This window comes from Caulobacter sp. HMWF025, from assembly GCF_003060965.1.
In the GTDB taxonomy this organism is placed as follows: Bacteria; Pseudomonadota; Alphaproteobacteria; order Caulobacterales; family Caulobacteraceae; genus Caulobacter.
Genome location: NZ_QAII01000025.1, coordinates 1 through 15,051, shown reverse-complemented (window position 1 = coordinate 15,051; position 15,051 = coordinate 1). Strand labels below are relative to the sequence as shown.

General features: G+C 65.9%; 13 protein-coding genes and 1 pseudogene. 9 read left to right on the top strand and 5 right to left on the bottom strand.

The window, feature by feature from the left end; translation table 11 throughout:
• Together DBR10_RS19625 and DBR10_RS03080 are read right to left on the bottom strand one after the other, a co-directional pair.
• On the bottom strand, nt 1-383 hold a 383-nt coding region (locus DBR10_RS19625), incomplete at its 3' end, for an alanine racemase (RefSeq protein ID WP_233243224.1).
• A 150-nt stretch (nt 384-533) separates the two neighbouring features.
• On the bottom strand, nt 534-1,511 hold the full coding sequence (locus tag DBR10_RS03080) for a threonine ammonia-lyase (RefSeq protein ID WP_108556133.1): 978 nt from the start codon (nt 1,509-1,511) through the stop codon (nt 534-536).
• Nucleotides 1,512-1,613: 102 nt separating this feature from the next.
• Between DBR10_RS03080 and DBR10_RS03075 the strand changes: the two genes are divergently transcribed.
• The 5 genes from DBR10_RS03075 to DBR10_RS03055 all read left to right on the top strand — a co-directional run bounded on the left by DBR10_RS03075 (nt 1,614) and on the right by DBR10_RS03055 (nt 8,781).
• Nucleotides 1,614-2,222 carry an acyloxyacyl hydrolase gene (locus DBR10_RS03075; protein WP_108489923.1) on the top strand — a complete coding sequence of 203 codons (609 nt, stop codon included), beginning with the start codon at nt 1,614-1,616 and terminating at the stop codon, nt 2,220-2,222.
• 123 nt (nt 2,223-2,345) lie between these two features.
• Entirely contained in the window at nt 2,346-3,632 is a 1,287-nt protein-coding gene (locus DBR10_RS03070; RefSeq protein ID WP_108505655.1) for an adenylosuccinate synthase, read from the top strand.
• Between the two features lie 286 nt (nt 3,633-3,918).
• The gene (locus DBR10_RS03065) at nt 3,919-5,013 is read left to right on the top strand and encodes a hypothetical protein (protein ID WP_233243222.1); all 1,095 of its coding nucleotides are present in this window, start codon (nt 3,919-3,921) and stop codon (nt 5,011-5,013) included.
• Nucleotides 5,014-5,102: 89 nt separating this feature from the next.
• Nucleotides 5,103-5,912, top strand: a complete 810-nt coding sequence (locus tag DBR10_RS03060) for a response regulator (RefSeq protein WP_108505653.1) — start codon at nt 5,103-5,105, stop codon at nt 5,910-5,912.
• 178 nt (nt 5,913-6,090) lie between these two features.
• Complete coding sequence (locus DBR10_RS03055; RefSeq protein WP_199225307.1) at nt 6,091-8,781, top strand: TonB-dependent receptor; 2,691 nt, start codon at nt 6,091-6,093, stop codon at nt 8,779-8,781.
• Between the two features lie 51 nt (nt 8,782-8,832).
• Here DBR10_RS03055 and DBR10_RS03050 read toward each other — a convergent pair whose 3' ends face one another.
• On the bottom strand, nt 8,833-9,528 hold the full coding sequence (locus tag DBR10_RS03050; RefSeq protein ID WP_108505652.1) for an alpha/beta fold hydrolase: 696 nt from the start codon (nt 9,526-9,528) through the stop codon (nt 8,833-8,835).
• Between the two features lie 72 nt (nt 9,529-9,600).
• Nucleotides 9,601-10,497 carry an RNA polymerase sigma factor RpoH gene (gene rpoH / locus DBR10_RS03045; RefSeq protein WP_108505651.1) on the bottom strand — a complete coding sequence of 299 codons (897 nt, stop codon included), beginning with the start codon at nt 10,495-10,497 and terminating at the stop codon, nt 9,601-9,603.
• A gap of 206 nt (nt 10,498-10,703) precedes the next feature.
• Between rpoH and DBR10_RS03040 the strand changes: the two genes are divergently transcribed.
• The 4 genes and pseudogenes from DBR10_RS03040 to DBR10_RS03025 form a co-directional block, all read left to right on the top strand.
• Nucleotides 10,704-11,057 carry a phage holin family protein gene (locus DBR10_RS03040; RefSeq protein WP_108505650.1) on the top strand — a complete coding sequence of 118 codons (354 nt, stop codon included), beginning with the start codon at nt 10,704-10,706 and terminating at the stop codon, nt 11,055-11,057.
• Between the two features lie 103 nt (nt 11,058-11,160).
• Nucleotides 11,161-11,691, top strand: a complete 531-nt coding sequence (locus DBR10_RS03035) for a VOC family protein (RefSeq protein ID WP_108490310.1) — start codon at nt 11,161-11,163, stop codon at nt 11,689-11,691.
• 1 nt (nt 11,692) lies between these two features.
• Nucleotides 11,693-12,328 (top strand): carboxymuconolactone decarboxylase family protein, encoded by a 636-nt coding sequence (locus tag DBR10_RS03030; protein ID WP_108490309.1) that lies wholly within the window; start codon nt 11,693-11,695, stop codon nt 12,326-12,328.
• A 153-nt stretch (nt 12,329-12,481) separates the two neighbouring features.
• Nucleotides 12,482-14,596 (top strand): annotated as a pseudogene (locus DBR10_RS03025) (putative bifunctional diguanylate cyclase/phosphodiesterase); the annotation flags it as partial.
• A 4-nt stretch (nt 14,597-14,600) separates the two neighbouring features.
• Here DBR10_RS03025 and DBR10_RS19000 read toward each other — a convergent pair.
• Nucleotides 14,601-15,051, bottom strand: a 451-nt coding sequence (locus DBR10_RS19000) for a hypothetical protein (protein WP_158273149.1), incomplete at its 5' end; no start/stop codon positions are given.

Here is a 15,051-nt window from a genome sequence, read left to right as displayed (position 1 = left end):
CCCGCCGCAACGGCGGCGTCTGACAGTCGGTCGATCTGGCCCGCGTCATCGGCGGTGACGCCGACCGTGGCGCCGCTGCGTGCCAGGGCGGCCAGGCGCGCTCCGGCCCAGGCGGGCGGCGGGGCGGTGACCAGGACGTCGGTGATCCCCCCGGCCACGAAGGCCTCGGCCTCACCCACGGTCTGGCAGCACAGGCCGACGGCGCCGCGCGAAACGATCAGCCGGCCCAGGGTCGAGCACTTGTGGGTCTTGCCGTGGGCCCGCAGCCGGACGCCGGCGGCGTCGCACAGGGCCTGCATGCGGTCGAGATTGCGCAGCAGCGCGGCCTTGTCGACGACGAGGAGCGGGGTTTGGGGGAGGGCGTCTGCGCCTGGAAATTTCATCAACCGATCATCCCCACTTCATCGTCATCCCGCGACTTGTTCGCGGGACCCATCTGTCCGCCGCATGTGCGGAGCAGAATGGAACACGTTCGTGCAAGCTGAGCCATGGGTCCCGCGAACAGGTCGCGGGATGACGGGATTTGTTGCGGCCTAGATCTCACCCGCCAGCACCCGCGCAAACAGGTCCGGATCGACATTGCCGCCCGACAGCACGATCGCCGCCGTCTGACCCTTCAGGTCGACCTTGCCGGCCAGGGCCGCCGCCAGGGCCACGCAGCCGCCGGGCTCGACCACCAGTTTCAGCACCGAGAAGGCATAGCGCATGGCCTCGGCCACCTCGCCATCGGTGACGGCGACGATCCCGGCCAGGTTGGCCTGGTTGATCGGAAAGGTCAGTTCGCCGGGGATCGGGGTCAGCAGGGCGTCGCAGATCGAACGGGCCTCCGGATCGATGGTTTCGCGGCGGCCGCTGTCCAGCGAGCGGCGGGTCTCGTCGAAACCGGCGGGCTCGACGCCCCAGATCGCGGTGTCGGGCGACAGGGCCTTCACCGCCGTCGAGGTTCCGGCGATCAGCCCACCGCCGCCGACACAGCAGATCAGGGTGTCCAGGCTCGCGCCCGCCGCCGTCGCCTGCTCGACGATCTCGAGGCCCAGCGTGCCCTGGCCGGCGATGATGTGCGGGTCGTCATAGGAGGGCACGACCACGCAGCCGCGCTCGGCGGCGATCTGGTCGGCGATGGCGACGCGGTCCTCGGTGAAGCGGTCATAGAAGCGGATCTCGGCCCCGAAGCCCCGCGTACCTTCGACCTTAACCTCCGGCGAATCGGAAGGCATGACGATCAGGGCCGGGCAGCCGACTAGCTGGGCCGCCAGGGCCACGCCCTGGGCATGATTGCCCGAAGAAAAGGCGACCACGCCGCGCCGGCGCTCTTCGGCCGTCAGCTGGCTGAGCCGGTTATAGGCCCCCCGGAACTTGAAGGCCCCCGCCCGCTGCAGGGTCTCCGGCTTCAGGAAGACCTGCCCGCCCAGCCGGGCGTTCAGGGCCGGGCTCTCGATCAGGGGCGTCTCGACGGCCTGACCCCGGATGCGGTCGGCGGCGGCCTGGATATCGGTGAGGGTGATGCTCATGACCAGAGGCTAGGGCGTTCCGGCCGTGCCTTGAAGACCCTTTGCGCGAGGCGGCGATCACGCCATAACAGCCCCCGGGATCATGCTGTTCAGGACGTCTCGATGAAAATCGCCTTGCTCGCCGCTTCGGCCGCCGCCGTTCTGGGCGCAGCCGCGCCTGCCCTGGCCGGGGAAGTCTATGTCGGAGCCCTCAAGCACGACGTCACCTTCATCGGCGAGGCGGTCGGCCTCGGTGCCGCCGGGCGTGAGGACGGCGTCGACATCCATCTGGGCTACCGGACCGAACGTCTGGAGAAGCTGACCTGGCTCGGCCGTCCGCAAGCTCACGTCCTGGTCTCTATCAACAGCGAGAACACCTCCAACTTCGTCGCCGCCGGCTTCAACTGGAAGCTCGATTTCGGCAAGGACGGCGGCTTCTATGTCCGCCCGGGCTTCGGCCTGGCCTATACGGACGGCGAAACCCAGCTGCCGCCGGTCAACCAGCCGGGCATCAGCCAGGCCGAGATCGCCCGTCGCCTGGTGCTCTACAACACCCGCATCGATTTCGGCTCCAAGGTGCTGTTCGAACCGGAGCTGGCGCTGGGCTACCAGTTCAACGACCGCTGGTCGGGCGAGCTCGCCTACACCCACCTGTCGAACGGCCAGATCTTCCACCAGGGCAAGAACCAGGGACTTGACGACGTGGGGGTTCGACTGGTCTACGCCTTCTGACTTCGCGGGGGCCGGCTTTGACCGTCCCCGTGTCGCCGCCCACAATTGACGAAACGTCTGCGGCCGAGTCCTGTCGAAGGGCCGCTGGACGTCACCGGGCAGGTGACAAGGCATATCTCTACCATGGCCAATGTGACCGTCGTCGGCGCCCAGTGGGGCGATGAAGGCAAGGGCAAGATCGTCGACTGGCTGTCCAACCGGGCAGACGTCGTCGTGCGCTTCCAGGGCGGCCACAATGCCGGCCATACGCTGGTGGTGGACGGCACGGTCTACAAGCTGGCCCTGCTGCCCTCGGGCGTTGTGCAGGGCAAGCTGTCGGTGATCGGCAATGGCGTGGTCGTCGATCCCTGGCACCTGCTGGGCGAGATCGCCAAGATCGCCGAGCAGGGCGTGGTGATCGGTCCGGACCTGCTGGTGCTGGCCGACAACGCCACCCTGATCCTGCCGCTGCACAAGGACCTCGACCAGGGCCGCGAAGCCGCCTCCAGCCAGAAGATCGGCACCACCGGTCGCGGCATCGGCCCGGCCTATGAGGACAAGGTCGGCCGCCGCGCCATCCGGGTCGCCGACCTGGCCGACCCCGAAGCCCTGAAGCCCAAGATCGAGCGCCTGCTCAGCCACCATGGTGCCCTGCGTCGCGGCCTGGGCCTGCCCGAGGCCGATGGTGAGGCGCTGTTCGACCAGTTGATGGAGATCGCGCCGCAGATCCTGGCCTATGCCCAGCCCGCCTGGCGGCTGCTGGACCAGGCCTACAAGGCCGGCAAGCGCATCCTGTTCGAAGGCGCCCAGGGGGCCCTGCTGGATGTCGACCACGGCACCTATCCGTTCGTCACCTCGTCCAACACCGTCGCCGGTCAGGCCGCCGCCGGTTCGGGCATGGGTCCCAAGGGCCCGGGCTATGTGCTGGGCATCGTCAAGGCCTACACCACCCGCGTCGGCGAGGGGCCGTTCGCCTGCGAGCTGGATGATGAGGTCGGCAAGCACCTGTCGACGGTCGGCCGCGAGGTCGGGGTCAATACCGGCCGCGCCCGCCGCTGCGGCTGGTTCGACGCGGTGCTGGTCCGCCAGTCGGTGGCCATCAACGGCATCGACGGCATCGCCCTGACCAAGCTGGACGTGCTGGACGGCCTGAAGACCCTGAAGATCTGCGTCGGCTACCGGATCGGCGACCGCGAGGTCGACTATCTGCCGGCCGGCATGCGCGACCAGGCCGCGGCCGTGCCGATCTATGAAGAGATGGACGGCTGGAGCGAAAGCACCGCCGGGGCCCGCTCGTTCAAGGACCTCAACGCCAATGCCATCAAGTATGTGCGCCGGGTCGAGGAACTGATCGGCGCGCCGGTGGCCCTGCTGTCGACCAGCCCGGAGCGTGACGACACCATCCTGATGCGCGACCCCTTCCAGGGCTAGTCGCCGGACCTTCTCGCCTGCCGGTTTCCCGCCTTGCGGGGAGGCCGGCAGGGGTTCGGTCATGCCCGATCTGGGTCGGTTAATGGCCCGGTTCCGGGGTGAGCACGCTAGAAAGCTGATCTAGAACGGTTTTTCGGAATATCGCGTGGGTTGAGTTAATTTAGGATATCGCCGTTCAGTTAGGCTTTGTTTAGATCGTTGACGTCATAAGGGTTCCGTAGCCGTTTTAGGGTCCCCCTTCGTGTCATCGCTTCGCAACTTGAAACCGGTACGCAAGACCGATCGGGTGACGCGCAGCCTGCGGGCGCTCGAGCGCACGGCCTCGACGAGTCGGGTGCTTAATCTGCTGGCCATCGAGGCCGGCAGCGTTCACCGCCCCGAGCACGGCCAGCATCCGCTGTTCCGGAACCGAACGCTGAACACCTCGCTGATCGTCAAGCACCGCCTGCGCAATGACGACATCTTCCTGTTCGACGAGCCCCGGCCGACGGCGACCAAGATCATCATCCCGTTCGACCGGCGGGATCTGGGCCTGGGCGGGCAATCGTTCTTCGTCGGCCAGCGGGGCTGGCTGGAACTGATGCGCGAGGCCTGCAACGAACACTCGGACATGGGGCGGGATCTTTCCGTCCTGCGGATGATCGACAGCCTGCCGTCGCTGGATCCGTTCCTGCTGCGGGAGCATCTCCGCCGTCACGGCATCAATGTCGCGCCCTGCTACTTCGCCATCTCCCATGCCGATCTGGAGCAGATGCTGGGCTTTGTCGCCTATGAGATCTCGCGCCTGATCGAGCTGGCCTATCGCGACAAGGGCCGGGCCTCGGGCTCCCACGTGGCCCGTCTGGTCGAGGCGCTGCTGTCGACCGATGTCGACGAACGCCTGGAACCGCTGCGTCATACCCTGGTTATGGAGGGCGAGAGCTTCAAGGAAGGCGTCTTCAGCTGGAAGGGTTTCCTCTATTACAAGTGGATGCTGACCAAGCTGTGGCCGCAGCTGGGCGTTGTGGTGAAAGAGATCGGGCAGCTCGTCATCACCGGTAGCCGGGATACTGAAACCTCTCGCTATCTGGACGAAACGCGCAAGCGACTGCAGAGCAGCGTCATGCTGGAGCGGTCGGCCGTGCAGCGGGCGCTCAAGGTCTATGACGACGCCTTTGAGGACCTGATCCATAACGGCCGCCCGACCGCGTTCCGGGAGTTCCTGCTCAGGGCCCCTGACATGTTCATTTCGCTGGGTGAAAAACTGGGTGTCGTCTCGCATATCGCCAGCTTCTGGCGTTATCGCTTTGCCGCCGGCCAGACCCCGACCGCAGATGTCGATGAGGCGATCGATATCTTCCTGGATTTCGAGGGTGGCCTCAGCCAGACCCTATCAAACTGATTGCTGACGCGGCCACTGTCATCAAGCCGATCTTTACTATCATTGCCTAGAAATGGGTCACGCGTACCCAGCAGGAGTCCACTGGTCCGGTGTTTGACGGCAACAATCGCACAATTCAGCGTGTCGCCGCCAAGGTTCAGCGGGTCCTTGTCGCCGACCCCAACCCCTCGACGGCCCGTCTGCTGGCCGACCAGATGCGGGCACTGAGCGGGGTGCAGATCTACCATGCCCCGACTTTGGAAAAGGCCTATTCCATGGCCCGGACCGTGGATCCGCGGCTGATCTTCGTCGAACATACGGGCGGCGGGCTCGACGGCACGCAACTGACGCGGAAAATCCGCCGTAGTGATCTCATCTGCCGGCAGGCCCCGATCATCATGTGCACCAATGAGGCGACGACCGAGTCGATTTTTGGGGCGCGGGACGCGGGCGTCCACGAGTTCATGCGCAAGCCGTTCACGATCGGCGACCTTGAGCGCCGCCTGGAAGCGGTCACCCTGAAGCCGCGCGACTGGGTTGAGGCGGTCGAGTATGTCGGCCCCGACCGGCGGCGGTTCAATTCGGCCGACTACAAGGGGCCTCGCAAACGCAAGGCCGATGCCCGCGGTACGGTTGCCGCGCGCCTGTCTCAGGCCCTGCGGATTGTCCGTTCGGCCTCCAAGGCCCTGGACAGCGACCCGGCCCAGGCCCGCCGGGCCCTCGCGGCCCAGGCCGTGGAACTGCGCACAATCGGCAATGCCGTGAAGGAGCCGCGGCTGGTCGCCGCCGCCGACGCCCTGGACGAGTGCATGCAGGGCGACCTGGCTGGAGCGGAAGTCCGGGTCCAGCTGCTGGCCCGCATCGACGCCCTGATGGGCTTTATGGCCGCCGACGACGACGGCGGACGCGGCGCGGCCTGATCCAGGCGAAGGCGCCGGCGCTGAAACTGTGTTCGATGTGAGGCGTTTGGGTGACTCCCCGGGCCTTTGGTGGCCGTGTCACAAATCCAAAATCAAGCTCGTCAAAAAGTTTCATAAAACCTAACTAACGGTCCGGCTGCTGTCACAGGGGCCGAAAATGCAATTCAGAGTTCTTCTCATGAGCGCCGTTTCGGCGCTCGGGTTCGCGGGCATCGCCCAGGCTCAGGTTCAGGGGGGCGCGATGGCAGCCTCTGCGCCCGAAACCGCCGAGGTTTCGGAAGTCCTGGTCACGGCCCGCCGGCCGATCGCTGAAAGCGAAGCCGCCGCCCAGCTGGTGCAGCGCAACTCGGATTCTCTGGTCAGCGTTCTCTCGGCGGACTCCGTCGGCAACCTGCCGGACCAGAACATCGCCTTTGCCATCGGCCGCCTGCCGGGCGTGGGTATCGAGCGCGACCAGGGCCAGGCCCGTTACGTCAATCTGCGCGGCGCGCCGGTGTACTGGACGACCCTGTCGTTCGACGGCCTCAGCGTCGTCAGCCCGGAAGGTCGCGCCTCGCGCTTCGACAATATTCCGTCGGCGATCGCCAGCATGATCACCGTGCAAAAGGCCGTGGTGCCGTCGATGCCCGGCGACACGGTGGCCGGCAATGTCGACATCCGCACCCGTCGCGCCTTCGACTACAAGGGCCGGACGATCAGCGGCAAGCTCGGCATGGGCGTGGTGGAACTGGGCGACGGCACCGAGCTGGACACCAGCCTCGTCTATTCGAACATCTTCATGGACGGCAAGCTGGGCGTCGTGGCCCAGGCCTCCTACTATTCGCGCGGTATGGCGACCGATAACTGGGAAACCGATCCCTATCTGACCAACACCGTCGATCCGACCAAGCACTTCGCCCGCGAGCACGAGAACAAGCACTATCGCCTGACCCGCGAGAACATCTCGGCCTCGATGCGCGTCGACTACAAGATCGACGACAACAACACGCTGTTCGCCAGCACGATCAACACGCTCTATCACGACGACGAACTGCGCGACAATTTCATCTTCCGGCTTGATCAGGGCACGGACGCTGCCGGCAACAGCTACAACAGCGCCGCCTACATCAATGCCAACAGCCCGACCAAGGGCACCGTCTACGGCGCACGGATCAATGCCCGCATCGACTATCGCGACACCAAGGAGTTCATGACCACCAACACCTTCGGCGGCGAGCATGCGCTGTCGGGCTGGGACCTGTCGTGGCGCCTGAACTACACCTTCACCAATGACGGCCGGAACAACACCGCTTCGGGCGCCTTCCAGAGCCCGTCCAGCTTCCTGCTGCGGCCGACCATCGAGTACGATTTCACCAACGGCGACGTGAACACCATTCGGCTGTACCGGACCGGTGGCACGACCACGGCCCGCACCCAGGGCGCGCAGGTCACCGACATCGAGGCCTTCGCCTTCCCGATGTCGACCCTGGGCAATATCGACGGCGGTGACATCACCGGCGCCTATACGGGCAAGTTCGACGTCTCGCGCGAGGCGGAGCTGTTCGGCCTGCCGACCAAGGTCCAGTTCGGCGGCCTGTTCACCGACCGCACCAAGAAGTCGCGCGAGTTCGGCTATACCCGCACCTTCGCGTCCTCCGAGGCTCCGGCGTGGAACGCCTTTGCCACCTCGACCGGCTATCTCGGCTCGCAGAACCTCAACTACACGTTCCGCTACACCGACAAGGGCTACACCAACGCCCTGATGAAGAGCGAGATCAAGGCCGGCCGCGCCGTCTACAACAACGGCCAGGCCAACTACTGGAAGGTCAGCGAGACGATCACGGCCGCCTACGGCATGGCCACCACCCGCTTTGACTGGGGCAATGTGGTCTACGGTGCCCGCGTCGAGAAGATCGAGAACACCGGCGAGGCCTTCGTCGCCTTCCCGGCAGCGGGCTCGACCCCGGCCGGCAACCGCCTGGTCAAGACCAGCAGCGACGAGACCCTGGTCTATCCCAGCGCCCACCTGAACTGGGACGTGCGCGAGAACGTCAAGGTTCGCTTTGGCATCACCACCTCGGCCTCGCGTCCCGACTTCGACGACCTTCGTCCCAACTACACCTTCAGCGACGCGGCCCAGACCATCTCGGGCGGCAATCCCTATGCCAAGCCCGAGAAGCAGATCGGCCTCGACACCTATGTCGAGTGGTACATGGCCCCCGAGGGCTTCTTCTCGGCCGGCGTGTTCTACAAGGACATCAAGGACGTGCTGGTCCAGACCTCGGGCCTGTTCGGCAATGACTCGCTGAACTCGAACGGCATCGACCGCAGCAGCTACACGGTCAGCCGCATCGACAACGGCGGTGACGGCCACCTGCAGGGCCTGGAAGTCTTCTATTCGGGCACGGCCAAGCAACTGGCCGAAGACATGAACCTGCCGGAATGGGCCCAGGGCTTCGGCATCAAGGCTTCGGCCACCTGGACCACGTCCGAGCTCAAACTGCCCTCGGTCAACGGTGTCCCGGCCCGGACCATCAGCCTGCTGGGCACGTCGGACGGCGTCTACAACCTGCAGGCCCTCTATGAGCAGTACGGCTGGAGCCTGCGTCTGGCCTACCAGTACCGCACGCCCTGGGGGCAGTCGATCGGGCCGTACCGTGTGATCAACGGCGGCACCTATCCGGTCGATAACGGCGACATCTACTGGGATGCGGACGAGGAAATCGACTTCTCGGCCCGCTATCAGATGAACGAGCACATGGAAGCCTTCTTCGACGCCAGCAACCTGAGCAATCAGGGCGCCCGTCGCTATGGCGACCAGTCGCGCTATCCGATCGAGTACGAGAAGTTCGGCCGCCGCTACGTGGCGGGGATCCGCTTCAACTTCTAGATCACGATCAGACCTGAAGAGGGCCGGCTGAGCGATCAGCCGGCCCTTTTTCTATCGTTCCAGCCAGTGGCGCAGGGCACCGTTGACCGGTCCCGGAGCCTCCATCGGCGTCATGTGGCCGGCCCCGGGTATGACCACCAGGTGTGAGCCGGGGAGGGCGGCGGCCATCTCGCGCAGTCCGCCGACCGGGGTGATCTGGTCGGTCTCGCCTCCGAGGATCAGCAGGGGCACCTGCAGGGCCCGCAGCGCCGCTTCGCCGTCAGTGCGCTCCAGGCTGTTCTGGCGCAGGAACACCTCGCGCCCCAGGCGCTGGGTCATGGCCACGATCCGGCCGGTCAGATCGGCGTCGTCGAGACGCGACGGGTCGATATAGCTCTTCAGGATGGCGTGGCTGATGCCCAGGAACGCGCCGGGGCGGCGGGCCGCTTCGGTCAGGGCCCGGCGGCGGGCGGCGCGCTCGGGGCTGTCGGCGCGGATCGAGGTGTCGAGCAGGGCCAGGCGCTCGATCCGCTCCGGCGCGATCCGGGTGATCTCCTGGGCCACATAGCCGCCCATCGAGAAGCCGGCGAGCGCAAAGTTCGGCTCGGCGATGTCGAGAACCGACCGGGCCATCTGCTGCAGGGTCTCGCCCTGGCTGAGATCGGCGACCACCGGGCGGGCGACATCGGCCAGGCCGGTGATCTGATCGCGCCACAGCTCGGCGTCGTTCAACAGGCCGGGGAGGAGGATGAGCTGGGGGAGGGGCATGGCGCGAACCGTAGCCCACTATCATTGGCTTCGCTCTCCCCGGCTTTCGCCGGGAAGAGCGGATTCAGGACGTCAGGCCTCAACCATGTTCTTGGCGATGGCCGCTTCGCGCATGGTCTTCTGCAGCTTCTCGAAGGCGCGGACCTCGATCTGGCGAACCCGCTCGCGGCTGACGCCGTAGTGAGTGGCCAGGTCTTCCAGGGTGGTCGGGTCGTCCTTCAGCCGGCGCTCGGTCAGGATGTGACGCTCACGATCGGTCAGTTCGACCATGGCCTCTTCGAGCAGGCCCATGCGCAGGGACTTCTCTTCGTTCTCGGCGACGACGGTCTCTTGCGACACCTGGTCGTCGTCGGCCAGCCAGTCCTGCCACTCGCTTTCGCTGTCCGAGCGCAGGGGCGCGTTCAGCGAGGCGTCGGGGCCCGACAGGCGGCGGTTCATCGAGATGACCTCGCTGTCCAGCACGCCCAGCTTGGTGGCGATGGCGCTGACCTGGTCGGCGCGCAGGTCGCCGTCCTGGAAGGCCTCGATCTGGCTCTTGGCCTTGCGCAGGTTGAAGAACAGCTTCTTCTGCGCGGCGGTCGTGCCCATCTTCACCAGCGACCAGGAGCGCAGGATGTATTCCTGGATCGAGGCGCGGATCCACCACATGGCGTAGGTGGCCAGACGGAAGCCCTTGTCGGGCTCGAATTTCTTGACGGCCTGCATCAGGCCGACATTGCCTTCGGAGATCACTTCGCCGATCGGCAGGCCGTAGCCGCGATAGCCCATGGCGATCTTGGCGACGAGACGCAGGTGCGAGGTGACCATCTTGTGAGCGGCGGCAGAGTCCTGATGCTCTTTCCAGCGCTGGGCGAGCATGAACTCCTCGTCCTTGGGCAGCATCGGGAACTTGCGGATTTCGGTGAGGTAGCGCGACAGGCCGCCCTCGGGCGACATCACCGACAAAGAACTAACAGCCATGGACACTATCCCCTCAGGCTTCGCGGATCCGCACGCAGGCCGCGCGCCATCATCCCCTCACAACGGACCAGATAGGAATGGGATGCGGCCAAGTTAAGTCCGATAACGCATTTGTAATGTCCAAGCCCCGGGCTCGGGTATTGCGGAGGCCTTGATCCGGCCCGTCGGGACGCCGATCTTCCGCTTCCCAGACTGGAAAAAGGGCGCGAGTCGCGATGGTCCGCTTCATCTTCAGGGTGCTGTTCGCCGCCGTCGGCCTCTGGCTGGCCGCCCGATTGGTGCCCGGCATTTCGGCTGACGGCTGGCAGACCCTGATCTTCGCCGGGCTGCTGCTGGGGCTCGTCAATGCGGTGGTCCGGCCGGTGGTGGTGGTCCTGACCTTCCCGATCACCCTGCTGAGCCTCGGGCTCTTCCTGCTGGTGGTCAATGCCGCAATGCTGGGTCTCGTGGCCTGGTTCCTCGATGGCCTCGTGGTCCGGGGCCTGGTTCCGGGCATTCTGGGCGCGATCATTGTCGGCGTGGTCAGCTGGGCCGGCCAGGTGATGATCGGTGACGGCAAGAGCGACTGATCCGACTTGCCGCTACGGCAGTCTGCACAGGGCGGTGAGACTGATCTAACCTCAGCCACATGACGCGCCAGCCACGGGACCGGCGTGCGGGAGGACACAGCCCATGGCGATCGCCGGCGTCAACCACCTGGCCCTGGTCTGCCGCGACATGGCGGAGACCACGCGCTTCTATACCGAGGTCATGGGCATGCCCCTGATCAAGACGGTTCAGCTGCCGGACGGCGGCCAGCACTTCTTCTTTGACTGCGGCGGCGGCTCCAGCCTCGCCTTCTTCTGGTGGGCCGACGGCCCGCCGGCCGCGCCGGGCGTCGCCTCGGTCAAGGCCTTCCCGCTGGAGAGCCGTACGGCTGTGGGGTCGATGAACCACATCGCCTTCTCCGTGCCCGAGGACGAGCTGGAGGCCTGGCATCAGAAGCTGGTCGAGGCCGGGGTCGAGACCTTCCCCATGGTGGTCAATCACGACGACAGCGAGATGGGCATCGCCCGCAAGCCCCACCCGGGGGTATTTGTCCGCTCGGTCTATTTCACCGATCCCAACGGCATCATGATGGAGCTGGCGGCCTTCACGCGCCCGTTCACGGCAGACGATGTCCGTCATGCGCCGGCCTCGGCCCGCACGCCGGAGGGCGTCTGACATGCCCCGTCTGCGACAGGTGCCGCGTGCCGAGGTGACCGCTCCGGCGGTGCTGAAGCTCTACGACCAGCTGTTCGGCGATCGCGATCCGGTCGCCGAGCCGGGCACGGCCACCGGCACGCGCGGCGACTGGTGGACGGTGTTCGCCAACAGCCCGGACGTCCTGGTGCATGCCGCCCGGGGTTTTGCGCTCTACCGCGATCCGGCCCGCAAGCTTGATCCGGTCCTGCGCGAGCTGGCCCAGACCCGGGCGGGCTGGGCGCGGGGCAGCCAGTTCGTCTTCTCCCAGCACTGCAAGTCCCTCAGGGGGCTGGGGGTCAGCGAGGCCCGGATCGCGGCCGTGCCGGACTGGACCGTGTCGGACGCCTTTGACGGGCGCGAACGGGCCGTGCTGGCCTATGCCGACGCCCTGGTCCTCGACGGCGGCCGGGTGTCAGACGGCGTCTTCGTGGCCCTCAAGGCCTTTCTGGACGACGAGCAGATCCTGGAACTGACCTACATCACCTGTCTCTATGAAATGCATGCGGTGATGAGCCGGGCGCTGCGCCTGGAGTTCGACGACCGGCCTGAACCGGTCATCGAGGTCGCTGCCCCCAAGAGTTTCGCGGCGCGTGATTTTATGGATACTGAACGGTAAATGCCGTGTTCTGACCATGATGCATCACGGTAAATGGCCGGTCAAATACTGTGACGGCCTTGTGAAGTTTTCGCGAAAATCAGCCCGTTTATACTCGAGTTAGTGTGCTATTAGTCTGGCAATGTTTCCGTTCCGATGAGTGGAGACCTTGTGATGTTGACCCTTCGGGATACGGTATGCTTCCTTGCGCCGGCACGGCAGCATGATCTGGGCAAGACGCTCTATGACCGGTTCCGGGAAGAGCCCGACACCCTGATCATCCCGGTTCTCGATGCGGCTGACCGTCCGATCGGACTCGTCGAGCGCAACACCTTCATCCTGCGCATGGCGGCCGAGTATGGCCGGGCGCTCTATGCCAACCGTCCTATCGGCGGCCTGATGGATGCCTCGCCCCTGGTGGTCGACGCTGAAACGCCCTTGGCCGAGTTCACGACCGACAGCCTGTCGTTCCGGGCGTCGGACCTGCTGCGCGGGTTCATCGTCACGGATGAGGGACGCTATCTGGGCGTCGGCACCGTGCTGGCCCTGCTGCAGGCCTCCAATGAGAGCAACCGTCGCGGTGTAGCGGCCCTGGCCGAGGCCAAGGCCGTGGCCGAACGGGCCGAGACCTTCATGACGGCGGTCGTCGAGGCCATGCCCTCTATGGTCTTCGTCAAGCGGGCCGACGATCATCGCTATGTGCTGCTGAACCGGGCCGGCGAACAGACCCTGGGCTACAGCCGCGAGGAAGTGATCGGCCGCACCGATGCGGATTTCTACACACCCCAGCAGGCCGCCATCTATGCCCAGCGCGACCGCGAACTTGCCGCATCGGGCGATGTCCATGTGATCGACGAGGATCTGGTGCCGCGCAAGGGCGGTGAGATGGCTATCCTCCGTACAAAGAAGATTGCCATTCTTGATGCCCAGGGCCGTCCCGAGTTTCTGCTGGGCGTGTCGGAGGACATTGCCGAGCGCAAGCGGGCCGAGGCCCAGATCGCCCGGCTGGCTCATTATGATCCCCTGACCGACCTGCCCAACCGGGTGCTGTTCCAGAAGGATCTGAGTGAGGCCCTGGCGCGCCGGTCCCGGACCGGCGGCCACCTGGCGGTGCATTTCATCGACCTCGACCGGTTCAAGACCGTGAACGACACCCTCGGCCACCCGCTGGGCGATGACCTCCTGCGGATCGCCGCCCAGAGGCTGCGCGCCTGCGTCCGCGACGGCGACACGGTGGCCCGACTCGGCGGAGACGAGTTTGCGGTCGTGCAGAACGGCCTGACCGACCTGACCGGGGCGACCCGACTGGCGCAGCGCATCGTCGAGGCCATGGCGGCCCCGTTCGAGCTTCAGGGCCATCAGGTGATGATCGGCGCGAGCGTCGGTGTCGCCCTGGCCCCGTCTGATGGCGAGAGCCCCGACGAGCTGCTCAAGAAGGCCGACATGGCCCTGTACCGCGCCAAGGCGGACGGCCGTGGTGCGTTTCACTTCTTCGAAAAGGCGATGGACGAGCAGCTGCAGGCCCGGCGAGGCCTGGAACTTGACCTGCGTCGCGCCCTGCTGGCCGGTGAGTTCGAGCTGTTCTACCAGCCGCTCTACAATCTGGGCGATGACCGGGTGACGGGCTGCGAGGCCCTCGTCCGCTGGCGCCATCCCGAGCGGGGCATGGTGTCGCCGGCCGACTTCATTCCCCTTGCCGAGGAGATCGGCCTGATCGTGCCGCTCGGCGAGTGGGTGCTGCGCACCGCCTGCCGCGAGGCGGCCGGCTGGCCCGACCATGTCCGCGTCGCCGTGAACCTTTCTCCGGCCCAGTTCCGCGACCGGACCCTGGTCAGTTCGGTGGTTTCGGCCCTGGCGACGTCCGGCCTGCCTGCCGAACGCCTTGAACTGGAGATCACCGAGTCGGTGCTGCTGCAGGACAATGCGGCCAATCTGAAGGTGCTGCACGACCTCAAGGCGCTCGGGGTCCGGATCTCGATGGACGATTTCGGCACCGGCTATTCCAGCCTCAGCTACCTGCGCAGCTTTCCGTTCGACAAGATCAAGATCGACCAGACCTTTGTCCGCGACATTCTCAAGGACAGCGATGCCCTGGCCATCATCCGGGCGGTGCTGGATCTGGGGGCCAGCCTCGGCATCGTCACGACGGCCGAGGGCGTCGAGTCGCGCGAACAGCTGGACGCCCTGCGCGATCACGGCTGCGCCGAGATCCAGGGCTACTATATCAGCCGACCGTCACCGGCGTCCGACATGGGCCGGATGCTGGCGGTGACGGTCGGGGCTCCGAGCCAGATCAGGCGACGGGCTTGACCGAGCCGATCACGGTTTCGACCTCGGGCAGCTCGGCCGCGAAATAGTGCTCGGTGGGCGCGATGTAGAGCACCACATAGAGGCGCTCCTTGTGCTCGGCGACCAGGGCGGTGGCCGAGATGTCGAGGCCCTCCTTGGTCTTGGCCTTCAGGTCGAAGCGCAGGGCATCGGCCGTTCCGAACTTGGCAGGACGCGGATTGTCGGTCTCGACCCGCTGATACTCCAGTGCGCCCATGCTGTCGGAGACGAACTCCATCTGTTCGGCCGGCGACATGCCGGCGCGATAGGTCGGGGTGGGGCGCTCCTTGGCCATCGGCTTGACCATGAACTCGCCGGGGGCGAGGCCGTCGGTCACATAGAGGCGGTTCAGCAGGGGGCCGTCCATCGACAGCAGCCGCACCTTGGCCGGGCGGGCGAACATGATGGCGCTGATG

Excerpts from the sequence above, each read along its gene's own strand:
- DBR10_RS03050 (WP_108505652.1), bottom strand. The coding sequence starts at position 9,528 with ATGCCCCTCCCCCAGCTCATCCTCCTCCCCGGCCTGTTGAACGACGCC.
- DBR10_RS03035 (WP_108490310.1), top strand. The coding sequence starts at position 11,161 with ATGGCGATCGCCGGCGTCAACCACCTGGCCCTGGTCTGCCGCGACATG.
- DBR10_RS03070 (WP_108505655.1), top strand. The coding sequence starts at position 2,346 with ATGGCCAATGTGACCGTCGTCGGCGCCCAGTGGGGCGATGAAGGCAAG.
- DBR10_RS03040 (WP_108505650.1), top strand. The coding sequence starts at position 10,704 with ATGGTCCGCTTCATCTTCAGGGTGCTGTTCGCCGCCGTCGGCCTCTGG.
- DBR10_RS03055 (WP_199225307.1), top strand. The coding sequence starts at position 6,091 with ATGAGCGCCGTTTCGGCGCTCGGGTTCGCGGGCATCGCCCAGGCTCAG.
- DBR10_RS03030 (WP_108490309.1), top strand. The coding sequence starts at position 11,693 with ATGCCCCGTCTGCGACAGGTGCCGCGTGCCGAGGTGACCGCTCCGGCG.
- DBR10_RS03075 (WP_108489923.1), top strand. The coding sequence starts at position 1,614 with ATGAAAATCGCCTTGCTCGCCGCTTCGGCCGCCGCCGTTCTGGGCGCA.
- DBR10_RS03080 (WP_108556133.1), bottom strand. The coding sequence starts at position 1,511 with ATGAGCATCACCCTCACCGATATCCAGGCCGCCGCCGACCGCATCCGG.